The sequence below is a fragment of the Methylosinus sp. is20ea genome (assembly GCF_059718135.1).
The window spans coordinates 1417295-1431422 of record NZ_AP046088.1 but is presented as its reverse complement, the minus strand read 5'-3'; the positions used below and the strand labels follow the sequence as shown (position 1 = coordinate 1431422).

Genomic DNA, 14128 nt, shown 5'->3' with positions numbered 1-14128 from the left:
GGGCGGCTCAGCCGCCCTTGCGCGTCAGCATGCCCTTGGCCGGATCATAGGCGATGAGCGCGCCGGCGGAGAAGAACGTCGTGTAGCCGGCGACGGCGGCGAGCGAGTCCCAGGAGATTTTCTCATAAAAGGCGAAGCGGATCAGCTCCACCGCATGGGTGAAGGGATTGACGAGGCAAATCCAGTAGAGGACGGGGCTCGACTCCTGCACGCGCCACAGAGGATAGAGCGCGGAAGAGGCGAAAAACATAGGGAAGATAACGAAATTCATCACGCCGGCGAAATTCTCGAGCTGCTTGATCGCCGAGGAGAGCAGCATGCCGAGCGCGCCGAACATCAGCCCCGCGAGGACGAGCGCCGGCAGCACGGTGAGATAGCCGAGCGGCGTCGGCGGCTCGATCTCCCAGAAATAGGCGATGATCAGATAGGCGTAGACCTGCAATATCGACACGGCGACGCCGGCGAAGAGCTTTGCGCCGAGCAGGAACCAGCGCGGGAAGGGCGAGACCAGCAGCGTGCGCATATTGCCCATCTCCCGGTCATAGACCATGGAGAGCGAGGATTGCATGCCGTTGAAGAGCTGGATCATCGCCATCAGGCCGGGCGTGATATAGACATCATAGAGCACATAGGTCTCATAGGGCGGGATGATGGAGACGCCGAGCACCTGGCGAAAGCCCGCCGCGAAGATGAAGAGCCACACCAGCGGGCGCACCAGAGCGGAGACGAAGCGCTCGCGCTGATGCAGAAAGCGCAGCGCCTCGCGCCAGACAACGCCGGCGAGGCAAATGGCGTATTGGCGCGCGGTGAAGCCGCTCGTCTCGCTGGTCATGCCGCGTCTCGCGCCTTCGCGCCGGTCAGGCGCTCGAAGGCGGCACCGATAGTCTGCGCGCCGGTCGCGGCCATTATGCTCGCTGCTGTGTCGGCCGCCAGCACCTTGCCCTGATGCAGCACGACGACATCATTGGTCGGCTCCACCTCGTCGATGAGATGCGTCGTCCACAGCACGGCGAGGTTTCGCTCGGCGACGAGCGCGCGCACCTGCGCGAGAATATCGGCGCGCGCCTTTATGTCGAGGCCGACGGTCGGTTCGTCGAGCAGCAGCAGAAGCGGCTCATGCAGCAGCGCGCGCAAAATTTCGACGCGGCGCATCTGTCCGCCGGAGAGATCGCGCGCCTTGTCCTTGGCGCGATCGGCGAGGCCGGAACGCTCCAGCGCCGCCTCGCCGCGACGCTTCGCCTCGGCGGGGCCGATGCCGTGCAGCGCGGCGTGATAGACGAAATTCTGCATCACGCTCAATTCGAGATCGAGCGTGCGCGCCTGGAAGACGACGCCGAGCCGGCGCAGCGCCTCGCCGCTCTCGCGCGCGACATCATGGCCGAAGATCTCGATCTTTCCCTCGCGCGCGGCGTAGAGGCGGGTGATCAGCGAGAAGAGCGTGCTCTTGCCCGCGCCATTGAGGCCGAGCAGCACGGTGAAGCTTCCCGCCGCGACGGAAAAGCTCACATCGTCGAGAGCGCGCCGCGCGCCATAGGAATGGCCGATATGCGCGATGTCGAGAGCGGGCGGCTCGACGCTCATTTCGTCGCGACCGCTATGCCCCAGGGGAAGGCGCCGACAGGAATGGACTTCAGCACCTTCAGGCTGGCGACGTCGATGATGGAGACGTCATTGGAGACGCCATTGGCGGTCAGGAGATATTTCTCGTCCGGCGTGAAGGCGAGATGCCAGACGCGCTGGCCGACGAGCAGATATTTCTCGATTTTCTTCGTCGCCGTGTCGATGACGGCGACGCGATTGGCCGGGCCGAGCGCGACGAAAGCGCGCTTGCCGTCGCCGGTGAAGGAGACGCCGATCGGCTGGATCGCCTCCTTGGAGAGGCCCGGAATCTCGAAGCGGATTTTCTGCGTCACCTTATGGCTCTGCGGATCGATGACGGCGACGGTGCCGCCGATCTCCGACGACACCCACAGCTCGGAGGCGTCCGGCTTGAAGGCGGCGAAGCGCGGGCGCGCGTCGACGAGCACATTGGCGATGATCTGCTTCGTCTGCGTGTCGATGAGATGCGCCATATTGGTGGTCTCGGACGTATTGACGAGAATGCGTCCGTCCGGGCTCACCGCCATGCCTTCCGGCTCGACGCCGACAGGCACGTCGCCGATCTGTCGCTTCGACTTGGTGTCGATCAATGTGACGAGATTGTCGTTCTCGTTGGACACATAGATGGTCTTGCCGTCCGGGCTCAATATCATCAGCTCGGGATCGGGACCGGAGGGCAGATTGCCGGTGATCTTCAGCGTCTTGGTGTCGAGCACTTGAATCGTGTCGTCGTCGCCGGCGCAGATATAGAGCTCGGAATTGTCCTTGGAGATTTCGACGCCGCGCGGCCGGCGCCCGACCTTCACGGTCTTGATCGCCTCCATCTTCTCAGTGTCGATGATGGTGATGCTGTTGCCCTTCTCATTGCTGACATAGGCGGTGAAGGCCTGCGCCGGAGCAGCGAGGAGAAGAGCCGCGACCGCAGCCGAGCAGAACACGCGCTCGGATGAGGGGGAGCCGCAGCGCTGTCCTGAACGGGCCCTCATCCGACCCGGCTGCGCCGGGCCACCTTCTCCCGTAAACGGGAGAAGGAGTCGCGCACGGAGATTTTTGATCATCGTCATTGCAGCCTGCATTTGGTTTCGGGCTTGTCGACGCCCAATGTGTCGAGCTCGGAGGTCTGGTGCAGGAAGCCCTCCTGCGGCGACACCGAAACAATCATGCGGCCGTCGCCGAGCAGAATAGGCTGACGCAGCTGCCGATTCCAGGGCCGCAGCGACAGACGCACGCCCTTGAACGCCGCAATGGTGAAATCCGAGCCGAGGAGAAAGTCGCGCAGCGCCTTCGGATCGGCGGAGCCGGAGCGCGTCGCCGCCTCGCCGATCATGCGCGCGGCGATCCAGGCCTGATGATCGCGGGCGTTCATGCCGCGATGGAACTGCTTGCGGAAACGATTTTGCAGCTGCACCGCGCCCCATTGCTCGTGCGAGGCGTCCCAGCTCGTCGGCGCGAGGCCGGCCGAGCCCGCCACCGGCCGGGGATCGAAACTGCGATAGGGCAGATAATTGGCGAACACATCGCTCTCATCGGCGGCGATCAACACGTCATAGCTCGCGCCCTGCGTCAGCGGCGGGATCAGCCGCTGCGTCTGCACGCTGCCCGAATCGGAGCGGCGCCCGCCCTCCGTGTCCACATAGATGCGCTCGTCGACGATCTTCGCGCCGAATTTCTTGGCGCTGGCGCGATAGGCCTTGGCGAGAAGCTCGTCCTGAGGATGCGAGCCCTTGACGAGGAGCCAGCGGCGCCATTGCTTCCAGACGAGATATTGCGCGAGCCCGTCGGTCAGCATGGAGCGCGTCGGCGCGACATGGACGACATTGGCGCGGCAATCCTCCTCACGCAGCGAATCATCGGTCGCGCTCACATTGAAGAGCAGCGCATCGCGCGATTTCAGCGCGTCGGCGACGCGGAGAAGATCGGCGGCGGGAAGATCGACGAGAATAGCGATCGCGCCGTCGTCGACGAGCTTTTGCGCGGCGGCGACTGCGTCTTCGTCGCTCGCGAGCTTCGTGTCGACGGCCTCATAGCTCTGGCCGGTGAAGCGTCCGGTCGTATTGTCGTCGGCGACGCCGATCAGCGCGCCGGCGAGCGTGTCGTCCTCGGCCGGCAGATCGAGGATCGACAGGGTCTCGCTCGAATGCGGCTGGCGCAGCACGCCGAATTTCACCCGCAGCGGCTCGGCCGCGGCGGGAAGGATAGAGAGCAGAGCGGCGATCGCAACGCCGATGACGCAACTCTTCATCATGACGTGTGACGGCCGCTCCTTCCTTAGCTCAGCGAATCAGCTTCAGCAGCGCCTTGCCCGCCTTGGATTTCAGCTCCTTGGCGTCGAGCGTGCCTTCGTCGTCCTTGTCCGCCGCTTTGAACAGCTTGGCGACGAGGGCGAGATATTCCTCTTTCGTGAGCGTTTTGTCATCGTCCGGATCGGCGGCGGCGAATTCTTTCTTGCCGATGCGCGCGCCGATCTCCTTGCGGTCGACGGTGCCGTCATTGTCCTTCTCGAGCTTGTCGAAGACGGCCGCGGCGGCCTTGCTCACCTCGGCGAGATCGAGCGTGCCGTCATTGTCCGTGTCGAAGCTCTTGATCGGCGAGGGCGCGGCGAAAACAGGTTGCGCGACAATGGCGGACGCGAGGCTCAGTCCCGCGCCGAGGGCGATCACATGAAATTTAGAAATCATATCTTGCCTCCTTTTCTCGTTCAGCATCGTGCAGAGTCGGCAAACCAACTGTCCGATTCTCCCAATATAGGCGGAGGCGGCCGATCGCACAAAGCGCGCGGGCGAGCGCGGCTCCGCTACAGATCGTCGCCCTCCCGCTCCTCGACCTCGGGTAGGGGCAGCAGGACCTCTATCCGCGTCCCGCCGTCCGGCCGGGGCTCCATGCGCATGAGGCCGCCGAGCGCATGGACGCGCTCGCTCATGCCGATGAGGCCGAGGCCGAATCTGTGCTCCTCCGGCAGCCCGACGCCATCGTCCTCCACGACGACGCGCAGCGCTTCGGTCCCGCCGGCTTCGGCGAGCTCCGGCGGCGCCTCGACGAATTCGAGCCGCGCCTCGGCGTTGGCGGCGCGAGAGTGCCGGAAAATATTGGTGAGCGCCTCCTGCACGACGCGATAGGCGGTGAGCGCGATCTTCTCGTCGAGGCAGAAGAGATCATGGGCGATGCGCAGCGAAAGCCGCACATCGGCGCGGCTGCCGGTCCAGGAGGCGACGAGGCCGCGCAACGCCGTCTCCAGGCCGAGCTCGCTCATGGGCGGCGGACGTAGCCGCTCCAGCATGCGGCGCAGCAGCGTCTGCAGCGCCTGTCCGGCGGCGTCGATATTGGCGCAGGTCCGCCGCAGCAGATCGTGATCGGGAAAATTGCCCGAAGTGGAGGCGGCGAGCGTCGCCGCGCCGGCGCGGATGGAGAAGAGGCAGGGGCCGGCCTCGTCATGCAGATCGCGCGCTATGTCGCGGCGCTCGGAGTCCTGCACGGCGAACAGTCGGTCGATGAGCGAGTGATTCTCGTCCTGCACGCGGTCGAGCGTCGCGGCGAGCGAGTTGAGCTTATGCGAGATATGCTGGAATTCCGAGGCGCCGCGCAGATCGAGACGCACCTCCTTCTCGCCCGCCTCGAGCCGCGCCAATCCGCGTCCGAGCGAGTCGAAAGGCGAGAGCGTGCGGCGCAGCAGCTCGAGCACCAGAGCCAGCATCAGCAAAGTGACGGCGAGGCTGATCGCGCCGAGCCACAGAAGGTCGGACCAGATTTCGGCGAGCTCGTCGACCGGATTGGAGATGATGGCGATATTGCCATATTGCACGTCGCCGATGCGCGCCGGGATGATGTCGACCTTGGGCGCGGGCGCGACGAGGCTCACGAACCAATCGGGCACGCCGGTCTGCATTTCGGCGCGCAATTTCGAGTCGAAGCTCGGCGCAATGTCGTCATTGGGCAGGATCTCGATCTCGATGTGGCGCAGATTGCGCAGATTCTCGAAGAGCCGCCGCAGCGATGGAATAGGGTCCCTGGTCTCCTGCAGGCTGGCGAGCGCCGTCTCGACGAGCTCATGCGACAAATGCTCTATGCTGTCCGCCTCGGCGCGCACGCGCGGTCCGGCATGGCCGATCATGATGGCCACATTGACCGCCAGCATGGCGGTGAGCACGACGGCGATGAGCCAGCCGAGCCGGGCCTTCAACGACATGGTTCGCTCCCGTTTTGGTCCTGCGCCGGCGCGCCGGCCGGTGATTGACAAACAAGATTTTGTCTTCCCATAGTAATCTTGCTCCAGAACAGTGGCTATGCCCGATGCGCGTGCTGATCGTCGACGACCATCCCATGGTGATTGCCGGATGCCGCGGCATGTTGTCCGGCCAATCGGACATAGAAGTGCTGGAGGCGCGCGACGCCGACGCCGCGCTGGAAGCGCATGCCTCAGCGCAGCCGGACGTCATCGTGCTCGACATCAATCTGCCGGGGCTTTCGGGTTTCGAGCTGCTGCGCCGTATGCTCAAGCGCAAGCCGGACACGAAGGCGATCGTCTTCACCATGAATGACGATCCGGTCTTCGCCGCGCGCTCCATCGAGCATGGCGCCAAGGGCTATCTCGCCAAGAGCGAGGACCCGGCGCTGTTCGTGAAGGCGGTGCGCATGGTCGCCGCCGGCGAGCGCTATCTCTCCAATCAAGTGGCGCAGAAGCTCGCTTTTTTCGATCAAAAATACGGCGCCAATCCGCTCGAGGGCCTCAACGGCCGCGAGCTGGAGATTTTGCGCCTGCTCGCCGAGGGCAAGGGCATGGCGGAGATCGCGCATATCATGCGCGTGTCCTACAAGACAGTGGCGAACAGCTGCTCGCTGCTGAAGCGCAAGCTCGGCGCCCGCTCGCGCGCGGATTTGATCCGCATCGCCGTCGAGAACAGACTGGCCAAGGAATTGGTCTGACTCTCCGTGCGCGCTCCTTCTCCCGCTCGCGGGAGAAGGTGACCCTCGCGTCAGCGAGGGTCGGATGAGGGCGCCGCGTGTTCAGAATGTCGATTATGCTCGGGAAATTTCGGACGTCACGCTCGGGACATTTTAGAAAGCGAGCGCGTTCGAGCCCTCATCCGTCGCGCATTCGCGCGACACCTTCTCCCGCGAGCGGGAGAAGGAAGAAACGCCCCTCACGCCAACCGCTGCTCGATCGCGATGCGCACCAGATCCATCGGCGTGCGCGCGCCGAGCTTGCGCTTCAGCAGCGAGCATGTGTTGGCGATCGTCTTGTAGGAGACATGCACCGCATCGGCGATCTCGGTCATGCTCGAGCCCTTGCCGAGCATGCGCAATATCTCCAGCTCGCGCGTGCTCAGCTCCGCCAGAGGATTGGCGAGCGCCGCGGTCTTGTCGAAGGCGAGGCGATTGGCGAGCCGCGGCATCAGGAACACGCCGCCGGCGGCGACCTCGCGCACGGCTCTCAGCAGCAGAAAAGGATCGTCGTTCTTCGTCACATAGCCGCGCGCGCCGGCCTCGATCGCCCGCGCGGCGAAGATCGGATCGTCATTCATGGAAAAAATGACGATGCGCGCCTCGGCGTCGTGACGCAGCATGCGGCGCGTCAGCTCGAAGCCCGAGGCGCCGGGGAGGTTGATGTCCACGACGGAGACGTCCGGCCGCCATTCGACGAAAATGGCGAGCGCCGCTTCGGCGTCGCCGGCGTCGCGCGCTTCTATGTCGCCCTCGCCGGAGAGCATGGAAGCGCAGCCGGAGACGATGATCGGATGATCGTCGACGATCAGGACACGCATCTCATCGCTCGTGACGCCTCGTTTTCAGGACGCTTCGTTGCAAAGCGCCGGAACGGATTGACCGGGCGCTACCCTTACGTAAAGTCGCCGCGCATTGCAAAGGCGGGTCCCCATGCTGAAAGGATTGTCGTTGCGCGCCCGGCTGCTGGCGCTGCTCGGCGCGACGCTCGCGGCCGGCCTCGCTCTCGGCGTCGGGCTCTTGATGCTGCACGCCGCCTCGCGCGTGCGCGCCGAATCGGAGAGCACCGCCCGCCTCGCCCGCGAATTCGTGGCGACGACGCTGGCCAGCGTCGAGGAGAGCGATGATCCTCTTCCCGCTCTGCGCGGCCGCCTCGCCGATGTCGAGCGGCTGCGGCACATTCACATTTTCATGGCGGGCTCGGATGAGGAGAGGGCGCTGGCCGGGGGTGGCCGGCGCGCGCCCTCCTGGTTCGCGGCGCTGGTGGCCGGCCCGCCCAGCGTGACGCGCATCGCCCTCGATGGCCGCGGCCGCCTGCGCGGGGGGCTGGCGCTCGCCGCCGATCCCGGCGACGAGATCGACGAGATCTGGGAGGAGGTCGGCATGCTGGCGCTGGGCGCCGCGGCCCTGGCGCTGGCCGGCTTCGGCGTCGTGTCGGTCGTCGTCGCGCGCGCGCTCGCGCCCGTCTCGACGCTGGTCGAGGCGCTGCAGCGGCTCGAGCGCGGCGACCGCAGCGTGCGCATGGTCGCCGGCGACGCGCCGGAATTCGTCGCCATCGCCAGCGGAGTCGATGCGCTGGCGGAGACGCTCGCGCGCTTCGACGCGGAAAATCGCGCGCTGGTCGAGCGCATCATCCATGTCCAGGACGAGGAGCGGCGCGACATCGCCCGCGATCTGCATGACGAGATCGGCCCTTTTCTCTTCAGCATCCGCGCCGGGCTCGGCGCGCTGGCCCGCAAGCTCGAGGGCGCGCGTCGGGAAGATTGCCTGACTATCGACGGGCAGCTCGGCGCGCTGCAGCAGGTCAATCGGCGCATTCTCGGACGCTTGCGGCCGGCGGCTCTGGACGAGATGGGCCTCGACGGCGCGCTGCAGGCGCTCGCCCAGGGCTGGCGCGATCTCGATCCGAAGGTCGCCGTCGGGCTGCATGTCGCGGAGGCGGGGAAGCCGCTCGACGAGTCGATCGCGCTCACCGCCTATCGCATCGTCCAGGAAGGCCTGACCAATGTGTTCCGCCATGCGAGCGCCTCGCAGGTCGATGTGACGGTGGAGCGCATTTTTTCGGGCGGCAAAAGCGAATTGCGCGTCGCCGTGCGCGACGACGGCGCCGGCGTCGCGAATGGCGTGCGCGAAGGCATCGGCTTGCGCGGCATGAGCGAACGCGTCGCCGCGCTCGGCGGCCGGCTGACATTCGACTCCGCATCTCCGCGCGGCGCGCTGCTCGAGGCGAGATTGCCGCTCGAGACTTTGTGCGATGCAAAATAGATTTTGGTCCCGAAACGGGAAATTCTTTCACGCTCACGCTCGCGGAGAGAAAAGGATTCATGGCCTTTTCATGACTTCGTCTCGGCGCGACGATCTGCCTCTCGCCAAGCCTCTTCAGATGGTTTATGTAGCAAAACGCACAAAGCGGGAGCAGCGCGGTCAGAGCGCGCGGCGATCTCGCGAGGGGCGAAGCGTATCCGTCCCCCTATCGCGGCATAAAGGGTCGTCACATGGACTATCGGCGCTTTTTCGAGACGGCAGTCACTCGTCTCCAGGAGGAACGTCGGTACCGGGTCTTCGCCCATCTCGAACGCTGCGTCGAAACGTTCCCACAAGCGGTCTGGCATCGCGACGACGGTTCCACCCGCGATGTGACGGTGTGGTGCTCCAATGATTATCTCGGCATGGGTCAGCACCCGGAGGTGATCGCCGCAATGGTGGAGACCGCTTCGCGCGTCGGCGCCGGCGCCGGCGGCACGCGCAACATCTCCGGCACCAGCCATGCGATCGTGGAGCTCGAGAGCGAGCTCGCCGACCTCCACGGAAAGGAGGCCGCGCTCGTCTTCACTTCCGGCTGGATCTCCAATCTCGCGGCCATTTCGACGATCGCCGATCTCTTGCCCGATTGCGTCATTCTCTCCGACGCCTCCAACCACAATTCCATGATCGAGGGCGTCAGGCGCTCGCGCGCCGAGCGCAAGATCTTCCGCCACAATGATCTCGCCCATCTCGAGGAGCTGCTCGTCGAGGCCGGAAATCGGCCCAAACTCATCGTCTTCGAGAGCCTCTATTCGATGAATGGCAATATCGCCCCGGTCGCCGAGATCGCCGCGCTCGCCGAGCGTCATGGCGCAATGACCTATATCGACGAGGTCCACGCCGTCGGCATGTATGGCGCGCGCGGCGGCGGCATCTGCGAGCGCGAGGGCGTGATGCATCGCATCGACGTCATCGAGGGCACGCTGGCCAAGGGCTTCGGCACGCTGGGCGGCTATGTGGCGGGCGACCGCGTCGTGATCGACGCCATTCGCAGCTATGCGGCCTCCTTCATCTTCACCACCGCCCTGCCGCCGGCCGTGGCCGCCGCGGCGACGGCCGCCGTTCGCGTGTTGAAGACACGCTCCGATCTGCGCGCCGCCCATCAGCGCGCCTCGCATATCACCAAACATGCGTTGGCCGCGGCCGGCCTGCCGGTGCTGGAGAATGGCTCGCATATCGTGCCGGTGATGGTGCGCGAAGCCGAGCTGTGCAAGGCGGCGAGCGACATGCTGCTCGAGCGCCACGACATCTACATTCAGCCGATCAACTATCCGACCGTCGCGCGCGGATCGGAGCGTCTGCGCATCACGCCGACGCCGCGCCATACGCCGGAGCATATCGTCGCTCTGGTCGAGGCGGTGGTCGATGTGTGGCACACGCTGGGCATCCCCTTCGTGGAGCCGCCACAGCATCTGCATGTCGATGTGGAGAGCCGCGAGCGCTGTACCTATCCCGAGATCAAGCTCGCCGCGCAGTGAGCGGCCGTGACTCGGATAGATCGAGATTCAGGAAGGCGCGCGTTTCCTTCTCCCGCCTGCGGGAGAAGGTGGCCCCGCGAAGCGGGGTCGGATGAGGGCGCCTGACGATTTCCGGGAAAGATTCGGCCTCGCGCGGCGCGAGCCCTCATCCGACCCTCGCTGACGCGAGGGCCACCTTCTCCCACGAGTGGGAGAAGGATTCGCGCCGAATGATTCCGCTTTACTGCACCAGCTTGGGCTGGCTCGGGCGGGGCGTTTCGTTCTCTTGCAGAATGCCGAGACGGCGCGCCACTTCCGTATAGGCCTCGACGAGGCCGCCCATGTCGCGGCGGAAGCGGTCCTTGTCCAGCTTGTCGTTGGACTTGATGTCCCACAGCCGGCAGGAGTCGGGAGAAATCTCGTCGGCGACGACGATGCGCATCATGTCGCCTTCCCACAGCCGCCCGCACTCCATCTTGAAGTCGACGAGGCGGATGCCGACGCCGAGGAAGAGGCCGGAGAGGAAATCATTGACGCGAATGGCCAAGGCCATGATGTCGTCGATCTCCTGCGGGCTCGCCCAGCCGAAGGCGGTGATGTGCTCTTCCGAGACCATCGGGTCGTCGAGCGCGTCGTTCTTGTAGTAGAATTCGATGATGGAGCGGGGCAGCTGCGTGCCTTCCTCCATGCCGAGGCGCTTGGACAGCGAGCCGGCTGCGACATTGCGCACCACGATCTCGAGCGGAACGATCTCGACCTCGCGAATCAGCTGCTCGCGCATGTTCAACCTGCGGATGAAATGCGTCGGCACGCCAATGTCGTTGAGGTGCTGGAAGACGAATTCCGAGATGCGATTGTTGAGGACGCCCTTCCCGTCGATGACTTCGTGCTTCTTGGCGTTGAACGCGGTGGCGTCGTCCTTGAAATGCTGGATCAACGTCCCGGGCTCCGGGCCCTCATAGAGGACCTTGGCCTTGCCTTCGTAGATGCGGCGGCGGCGATTCATCGGGATCAACCGGGGCTTGAGAAAATCCATTGACGGGCCCGTGGCTCCTCGGTTCGGCTCCGGAAACGACCGCCGCCCCGACCAGAGCGCGAGCTCGGGAGAAGGGACGTCCGTCCGAAGCGGCGTTCGCAATAGCCGCGGATGGAACCGGGTCCTATCCTGTTCCAGCGGCCGTTACAACCCGCGACGCCAGACTAACCGAATCGAGGGGCGGACACAACTTGACTGAAATTCTCGTTAATTGCGTGAACGTCATTGGATTTTAGATCGAATCGCCTACATCCAGAAATGGGCCTGATCAGCGCGGGCCGACAAAGCATCCGAGGGTTGCCATGAGCACATTCGACAACCGGGAAGAATCATTCGAGAAGCGCTATGTCCATGAGCAGGAGCTCCAGTTCCGCGCCGAGGCGCGGCGAAACAAGCTTTTCGGCCTTTGGGCCGCGGAAAAACTCGGCAAAACAGGCCCGGAGGCCGAGGCCTACGCCGAGGCGCTGGTGACGGCCGAGGCCTCCGCCAATGCGGACGAGTTGGTCTTATCCAAAGTGAGGGCCGATTTCACCGCCGCCGGCGTCGACCAGTCCGACCATCAGCTTCGCCGCACCCTCGACGAATTGCTGGAAAAAGCGAAGGCCGAGGCGAAGGGCTGAGCCTCGCGGGCGGGCCTGCTTTACCCTTCCTTTATCCGCGGGCGTCACCACTTATCGCCATGCGCGATTCCCCAAGAGCCGCAACCAAGCGATCGGGCGCCGCCTTTTTGGCGGCGCCCGATGTCGTGGCGGAGGCCGGAGCCTGGCTCGACCATCTCGCCGGCGAGCGGCGCGCCTCCCGCCACACGCTCGACGCCTATGCGCGCGACGCGCGGTTTTTCCTGGGCTTTCTCGCCGAGAATCGCGGCGCCCCGGCCGACGCCGCCACATTGAGCGCGCTCACTCCCGCCGACATACGCGCCTTCATGGCGCGCCGCCGCGCGGAGGGGCTCGAGAATCGCTCGCTGCTGCGGGCGCTGGCCGCCGTGCGCTCACTCATGCGTTTCCTCGAGAAAAAGGGCCTCGCCAAGACCGATGTCTTCGGCGCCGTCCGCGCGCCCAAAAAGCCGCACAGCCTGCCCAAGGCGCTGAGCGTCGCCGACGCCCGCGACCTCACCGACGCCAGGACCCGCGCCGGCGAAGCGCGCGAGCCCTGGATCCTCGCCCGCGACGCCGCCGCTCTGGCGCTGCTCTATGGCGCGGGATTGCGCATTTCCGAGGCGCTGTCGATCAAGCGCGACCGCGCGCCGATCGGCGCCGTCGATCGCGTCTCCATCACCGGCAAGGGTGGCAAGACCCGCGTCGTTCCGGTCATCGAGCCGGTTCGCCGCGCGCTGGAGGAATATATCGCGCTGTGCCCCTATCACCTCGGCGGCGGCCCTTTGTTCGTCGGCGCGCGAGGCGGCCCGCTCTCACCGCGCATATTGCAGCTCGCCGTGGAGCGCATGCGCGGCGCGCTGGGCCTGCCGGCGAGCGCCACGCCCCATGCGCTGCGCCATTCCTTCGCGACGCATCTGCTCGGCCGCGGCGGCGATCTGCGCAGCATACAGGAGCTGCTCGGCCACGCCTCGCTCTCGACGACGCAGATCTATGCCGCGGTCGATAAGACGCGGCTGCTCGAGGCCTGGCGCTCGGCGCATCCGCGCGGCGCCCGCGGTCCCGCCAAATCGATTTGATTTTGCTTAGAATTCAATCGATCTCGTCAAGCGCTCCGTCGCCGAAATATTGATTTCCGACGAGGTCTCGCTTTTTCTTTTTTCCGCCCTTCCTTCCTTGCGAGCCTGCCGGTTTTCTCGCTTCGTGCGATCGCGCACGCACGTGATTTTCCGGCTCAGGCAGGTTGACGGCGTCCGTTGCGGGGACGGGCGCCGGCGATCGGTGGAGGGGAAAATGGGTCAGACGCCGAGGCTGTCGCTGCTCGGAGCGGTTCTCGTCATGGCTTTCGCCTATGGCATATGGATCATCGTCACCTCGGGACAGGCGGCTTCGGCCGACGCCTGCCTCGGCTATGCGCTCTGCCGCTAGCGTTTCCAGCCGAAGTGGACGCCGGTTCGGCGTCGGAAACGCGGCGACATGAAAAGACTCTGAGCGGCGGAGCGGACGGCCCTCGTCAGGCCGCGCCGCGGCGGCGCACGAGGGCGCGCAACAGGGCGAGCTTGCGCAGGAACAGCGAGCGGCCTTCCTCGCCCAGAGCGCGGGAAAGTCGCGCCTTCACGAAATCCTTCGCCTCGCGAATCCGTTGCTTGAACGGCTCGACGCGCGCATGCGCCCAGCGGCTCACGCGCAGCGTGGTCTCATAGAGCTTCGCGAACCAGCCGATCTGCAGCAGTTTTTCGCGGCTCGCGTCGAAGAGGAAGGATGTGACGCCGAGCGCCAGCGTCTTGGCGGCGAGGATCACCGAGATCCCGGCGATCACATGGCCATGCGCTATGGCCGCGACCGCGAGCAGCTTCAACGGAAAAATCGTGATCGCCGGCAGGGCGAAGACGGCGAGCGTCGCCATCGGCGAAAGGTCGGCGATGAAGCCGCGCAGCCGCGTCTCCAGCTCCTTCAGCCCGAGCGCGCTCGCCAGCCGGACGAGCGCGATTTTCACATTGTCCCACAGCCAGCTCTCGACGAGGAAGAGTATCGCCAGCGTGAACCAGAAGGCGCGAATGAGGCGCCGGCCGAATGCTTCCATTTGGTGTCTCGTAACCTCTCGCAGCCGCCGCAGGAGTCGATCACTCTCCCGCCACGAAAGCAAGCGGCGCCGCCCAATCGCGCGGCGCGCGCCTTGACGAAAGCCGAAGCGCATA

Annotated in this window: 15 protein-coding genes; 6 read left to right on the top strand and 9 right to left on the bottom strand. The window is 65.4% G+C overall.

Going from position 1 to position 14128, the window contains the following annotated elements:
• Positions 1–7 precede the first annotated feature (7 nt).
• From AC6IY7_RS06575 to AC6IY7_RS06550, 6 genes are all read right to left on the bottom strand, one after another.
• On the bottom strand, positions 8–832 hold the full coding sequence (locus AC6IY7_RS06575; RefSeq protein WP_497782267.1) for an ABC transporter permease: 825 nt from the start codon (positions 830–832) through the stop codon (positions 8–10).
• Positions 829–1581, bottom strand: a complete 753-nt coding sequence (locus AC6IY7_RS06570; RefSeq protein ID WP_497782266.1) for an ABC transporter ATP-binding protein — start codon at positions 1579–1581, stop codon at positions 829–831. The genes AC6IY7_RS06575 and AC6IY7_RS06570 overlap by 4 nt, the downstream gene beginning before the upstream one ends.
• Positions 1578–2585 carry a YVTN family beta-propeller repeat protein gene (locus tag AC6IY7_RS06565; protein WP_497782265.1) on the bottom strand — a complete coding sequence of 336 codons (1008 nt, stop codon included), beginning with the start codon at positions 2583–2585 and terminating at the stop codon, positions 1578–1580. The genes AC6IY7_RS06570 and AC6IY7_RS06565 overlap by 4 nt, the downstream gene beginning before the upstream one ends.
• A gap of 74 nt (positions 2586–2659) precedes the next feature.
• Entirely contained in the window at positions 2660–3844 is a 1185-nt protein-coding gene (locus tag AC6IY7_RS06560) for an ABC transporter substrate-binding protein (protein ID WP_497782264.1), read from the bottom strand.
• A gap of 28 nt (positions 3845–3872) precedes the next feature.
• Entirely contained in the window at positions 3873–4277 is a 405-nt protein-coding gene (gene lanM / locus AC6IY7_RS06555) for a lanmodulin LanM (protein ID WP_497782263.1), read from the bottom strand.
• A gap of 116 nt (positions 4278–4393) precedes the next feature.
• Positions 4394–5782, bottom strand: a complete 1389-nt coding sequence (locus AC6IY7_RS06550) for an ATP-binding protein (protein WP_497782262.1) — start codon at positions 5780–5782, stop codon at positions 4394–4396.
• Between the two features lie 104 nt (positions 5783–5886).
• Here AC6IY7_RS06550 and AC6IY7_RS06545 point away from each other — a divergent pair, with 104 nt between their 5' ends.
• Positions 5887–6519, top strand: a complete 633-nt coding sequence (locus AC6IY7_RS06545; protein ID WP_497782261.1) for a response regulator transcription factor — start codon at positions 5887–5889, stop codon at positions 6517–6519.
• 218 nt (positions 6520–6737) lie between these two features.
• Here the strand turns inward: AC6IY7_RS06545 and AC6IY7_RS06540 are convergent, their stop codons facing one another.
• The gene (locus tag AC6IY7_RS06540; RefSeq protein WP_497782260.1) at positions 6738–7358 is read right to left on the bottom strand and encodes a response regulator transcription factor; all 621 of its coding nucleotides are present in this window, start codon (positions 7356–7358) and stop codon (positions 6738–6740) included.
• 112 nt (positions 7359–7470) lie between these two features.
• On the opposite strand from AC6IY7_RS06540, the gene AC6IY7_RS06535 reads away from it, so the two are divergent.
• On the top strand, positions 7471–8802 hold the full coding sequence (locus AC6IY7_RS06535) for a histidine kinase (RefSeq protein WP_497782259.1): 1332 nt from the start codon (positions 7471–7473) through the stop codon (positions 8800–8802).
• A 230-nt stretch (positions 8803–9032) separates the two neighbouring features.
• A complete protein-coding gene (gene hemA, locus AC6IY7_RS06530; protein ID WP_497782258.1) occupies positions 9033–10319 on the top strand; it encodes a 5-aminolevulinate synthase in 1287 nt (428 codons plus the stop codon).
• Positions 10320–10539: 220 nt separating this feature from the next.
• Here hemA and purC read toward each other — a convergent pair whose 3' ends face one another.
• A complete protein-coding gene (gene purC, locus AC6IY7_RS06525) occupies positions 10540–11334 on the bottom strand; it encodes a phosphoribosylaminoimidazolesuccinocarboxamide synthase (RefSeq protein ID WP_018267133.1) in 795 nt (264 codons plus the stop codon).
• A gap of 302 nt (positions 11335–11636) precedes the next feature.
• Here purC and AC6IY7_RS06520 point away from each other — a divergent pair, with 302 nt between their 5' ends.
• The 3 genes from AC6IY7_RS06520 (at position 11637) to AC6IY7_RS06510 (ending at position 13358) form a co-directional block, all read left to right on the top strand.
• Positions 11637–11954: a DUF1476 domain-containing protein gene (locus AC6IY7_RS06520; protein WP_497782257.1), complete on the top strand. Its 318-nt coding sequence runs from the start codon at positions 11637–11639 to the stop codon at positions 11952–11954.
• Between the two features lie 59 nt (positions 11955–12013).
• Entirely contained in the window at positions 12014–13009 is a 996-nt protein-coding gene (locus tag AC6IY7_RS06515; protein ID WP_497782256.1) for a tyrosine recombinase XerC, read from the top strand.
• Positions 13010–13223: 214 nt separating this feature from the next.
• The gene (locus tag AC6IY7_RS06510; RefSeq protein WP_497782255.1) at positions 13224–13358 is read left to right on the top strand and encodes a hypothetical protein; all 135 of its coding nucleotides are present in this window, start codon (positions 13224–13226) and stop codon (positions 13356–13358) included.
• Positions 13359–13443: 85 nt separating this feature from the next.
• On the opposite strand, the gene AC6IY7_RS06505 is transcribed toward AC6IY7_RS06510, so the two are convergent.
• Positions 13444–14013: a hypothetical protein gene (locus AC6IY7_RS06505; RefSeq protein ID WP_497782254.1), complete on the bottom strand. Its 570-nt coding sequence runs from the start codon at positions 14011–14013 to the stop codon at positions 13444–13446.
• Between the last annotated feature and the right edge of the window lie 115 nt (positions 14014–14128).

Bases quoted from the DNA above. Each gene is read 5' to 3' on its own strand.
- AC6IY7_RS06575 (WP_497782267.1), bottom strand. From the start codon at position 832: ATGACCAGCGAGACGAGCGGCTTCACCGCGCGCCAATACGCCATTTGC.
- AC6IY7_RS06570 (WP_497782266.1), bottom strand. From the start codon at position 1,581: ATGAGCGTCGAGCCGCCCGCTCTCGACATCGCGCATATCGGCCATTCC.
- AC6IY7_RS06565 (WP_497782265.1), bottom strand. From the start codon at position 2,585: ATGAGGGCCCGTTCAGGACAGCGCTGCGGCTCCCCCTCATCCGAGCGC.
- AC6IY7_RS06560 (WP_497782264.1), bottom strand. From the start codon at position 3,844: ATGATGAAGAGTTGCGTCATCGGCGTTGCGATCGCCGCTCTGCTCTCT.
- lanM (WP_497782263.1), bottom strand. From the start codon at position 4,277: ATGATTTCTAAATTTCATGTGATCGCCCTCGGCGCGGGACTGAGCCTC.
- AC6IY7_RS06550 (WP_497782262.1), bottom strand. From the start codon at position 5,782: ATGTCGTTGAAGGCCCGGCTCGGCTGGCTCATCGCCGTCGTGCTCACC.
- AC6IY7_RS06545 (WP_497782261.1), top strand. From the start codon at position 5,887: ATGCGCGTGCTGATCGTCGACGACCATCCCATGGTGATTGCCGGATGC.
- AC6IY7_RS06540 (WP_497782260.1), bottom strand. From the start codon at position 7,358: ATGCGTGTCCTGATCGTCGACGATCATCCGATCATCGTCTCCGGCTGC.
- AC6IY7_RS06535 (WP_497782259.1), top strand. From the start codon at position 7,471: ATGCTGAAAGGATTGTCGTTGCGCGCCCGGCTGCTGGCGCTGCTCGGC.
- hemA (WP_497782258.1), top strand. From the start codon at position 9,033: ATGGACTATCGGCGCTTTTTCGAGACGGCAGTCACTCGTCTCCAGGAG.
- purC (WP_018267133.1), bottom strand. From the start codon at position 11,334: ATGGATTTTCTCAAGCCCCGGTTGATCCCGATGAATCGCCGCCGCCGC.
- AC6IY7_RS06520 (WP_497782257.1), top strand. From the start codon at position 11,637: ATGAGCACATTCGACAACCGGGAAGAATCATTCGAGAAGCGCTATGTC.
- AC6IY7_RS06515 (WP_497782256.1), top strand. From the start codon at position 12,014: ATGCGCGATTCCCCAAGAGCCGCAACCAAGCGATCGGGCGCCGCCTTT.
- AC6IY7_RS06510 (WP_497782255.1), top strand. From the start codon at position 13,224: ATGGGTCAGACGCCGAGGCTGTCGCTGCTCGGAGCGGTTCTCGTCATG.
- AC6IY7_RS06505 (WP_497782254.1), bottom strand. From the start codon at position 14,013: ATGGAAGCATTCGGCCGGCGCCTCATTCGCGCCTTCTGGTTCACGCTG.